Annotated in this window: 1 protein-coding gene and 1 pseudogene; both read left to right on the plus strand. The window is 76.4% G+C overall.

Annotation, left to right across the window (positions count from 1 at the left end; translation table 11 throughout):
- A pseudogene (locus K6I34_RS36105) lies at nt 1–513 on the plus strand (hypothetical protein); the annotation flags it as partial.
- A gap of 29 nt (nt 514–542) precedes the next feature.
- Entirely contained in the window at nt 543–1,685 is a 1,143-nt protein-coding gene (mycP, locus tag K6I34_RS36110; protein WP_374231115.1) for a type VII secretion-associated serine protease mycosin, read from the plus strand.
- Nucleotides 1,686–2,173: the final 488 nt, after the last annotated feature.

Below are 2,173 nucleotides of genomic sequence, written 5' to 3' on the forward strand. Positions count from 1 at the left end.
GCTCCCGACGGGGACTGCGCGGGGGCGTTCGACCCGCTCCTCACGACGGCACTCGCGCCCGTCGGCTGTACGCGTCTGCTCCGGGCGACGTACACCGATGCCACCGCCACCAGCGTGACCACCGTCGGCCTCCTCGTCACCGCCGCCGACGCTGCGGGCATGCGCGCGCTGCGCGACCGGTTCGCCGACGAACACCTCGACGAGCGCGCCGACCTGATGCCGCGTCCCTACGCGCCCGAAGGCACCGCCGCCGAGGGCTTCGGCGACGCGCAGCGCGCCAGTTGGCGCGTCGCCGTCCTGCCGGACCTGCCCGTGGTCGTCTACACCGTGACCGGCTTCGCCGACGCGCGTACGGGCATACCGCCGCAGCCCGCCGAGCGCGCGGCAGGCGAGGGCGGCGCCACCGCCCCGGCCGAGGCGGGGCTCGGGCACGACGGGCTCGCCCTGGCAGGCCTCACGGAACAGGGCCTACGCCGGGCACTGCGCGGCGCGGCGGGGGAGGGGCGGCGGTGACGGCGTTCCACCGCGCCGCGGGCAACGGCATACGCGTCACCACGGCGTTCGCCGTCGTGCTCGCCTGTGCCGTGCTGCTGCCCGCCGGGACCGCCCGCGCGGACGCGATAAGAGCACAGGAGTGGGCGCTCGACGCGCTCCACACGGAGGAGGCGTGGCGCACGACCAAGGGCGACGGCATCACCGTCGCCGTGCTGGACACCGGCGTCGACGACGGGCACCCCGACCTCCGGGGGCAGGTGCTGCCGGGCAAGGATCTCGTCGGCTTCGGCGCCGGGCCCGGCGACCGGGCCTGGGCGCGGCACGGCACCGCGATGGCCGGGATCATCGCCGGGCGCGGCCACGGCGCCGACGACTCCGACGGCGTGCTCGGCATCGCGCCCGAGGCGAGGATCCTGCCCGTCCGCGTGATCCTGGAGGATGGCGACCCGGCCCGCGGCACGGCGCGCGGCGCGCGCGGCAGCGCCCTCGCCGACGGCATCCGCTGGGCCGTCGACCACGGCGCCGACGTGATCAACCTGTCCCTCGGCGACGACAGCGCCACCGCGCACCCGGAGCCGCGCGAGGACGCGGCGGTGCAGTACGCGCTGAGCAAGGGCGTGGTCGTCGTCGCCTCCGCGGGCAACGGCGGCGAACAGGGCGACCACGTCTCGTACCCCGCGGCGTACCCGGGCGTGATCGCCGTGACGGCGGTCGACCGGTACGGGCGCCGTGCGGCCTTCTCGACACGGCGCTGGTACGCGGCGGTCAGCGCGCCCGGCGTCGACGTGGTCATCGCGGACCCCGACCGGCGCTACTACGAGGGGTGGGGGACGAGCGCGGCATGCGCCTTCGTCTCGGGAGCGGTGGCGCTGGTGCGCGCCGCGCACCCCGGGCTGAGCCCGGCGGAGGTACGGCGGCTGCTCGTGGAAACGGCGCGGGACGCTCCGCCGGGCGGGCGCTCCGACTCCCTCGGAACGGGGGTGGTGGACCCGGCCGCGGCGATCGCCCGCGCGGGCACCTTGCCGGTGGGGCGTACCCGGGAGTACCCGGACCGGTACTTCGGGGGCGGGCCGTCCTCGGTGACGGGGGCGCGTGATCCTGCCGTCAGCTTGACCGCTGTGGTGGCGGGGGGCGCGGGTCTTTTCTGCCTGGCGGCGGCTGCGGTGCTTTGGTGTCGCCGACGTCGTTGACTTCGGCTGCGCCTGCCGGGGGTGCGGCTTGCGCTTGGCGCGCGGGTGCGGGTCCGGTGGGGGCTTGTCGCGCCCACGCGGCGGAGCCGCATATCGATACAGCCCCGCGCCCCTGAAAAGCCGCCTGCGAGCTGGTGTGCTGGGCTTGTCCGGCGGTTGCGGGCCGGTGGGGACTTCTCGCGCCGTTCCTCGCGCCCCTGAAAAGCTGCCCACGGGCTCGGTCGACCCTGTCCGCCCGGCGTCTGCGGACCGTGCGTGGTTGCTCGCGCAGTTCCCCGCGCCCCTGACGGGGCGCGCCAGCCCTCCCGGCGCCGTATGGGCGGGGGCTTCGCCCCCTGCACCCCCAGCGGGGCGCGGCCGCGGAAACAATCGCCCTCTGCGGAGAGCCGACAGCGGACGTAGGCGCCCCCTACCGGCAGTCGACGGCCGGTGGAGGGGACGGGGCCGGAGGGCGGGTTCTGAAATGACGGTGCATGAGGCACGGCACC

Origin of the sequence: Streptomyces sp. UNOC14_S4, from assembly GCF_020740835.1 — a bacterium.
In the GTDB taxonomy this organism is placed as follows: domain Bacteria; phylum Actinomycetota; class Actinomycetes; order Streptomycetales; family Streptomycetaceae; genus Streptomyces.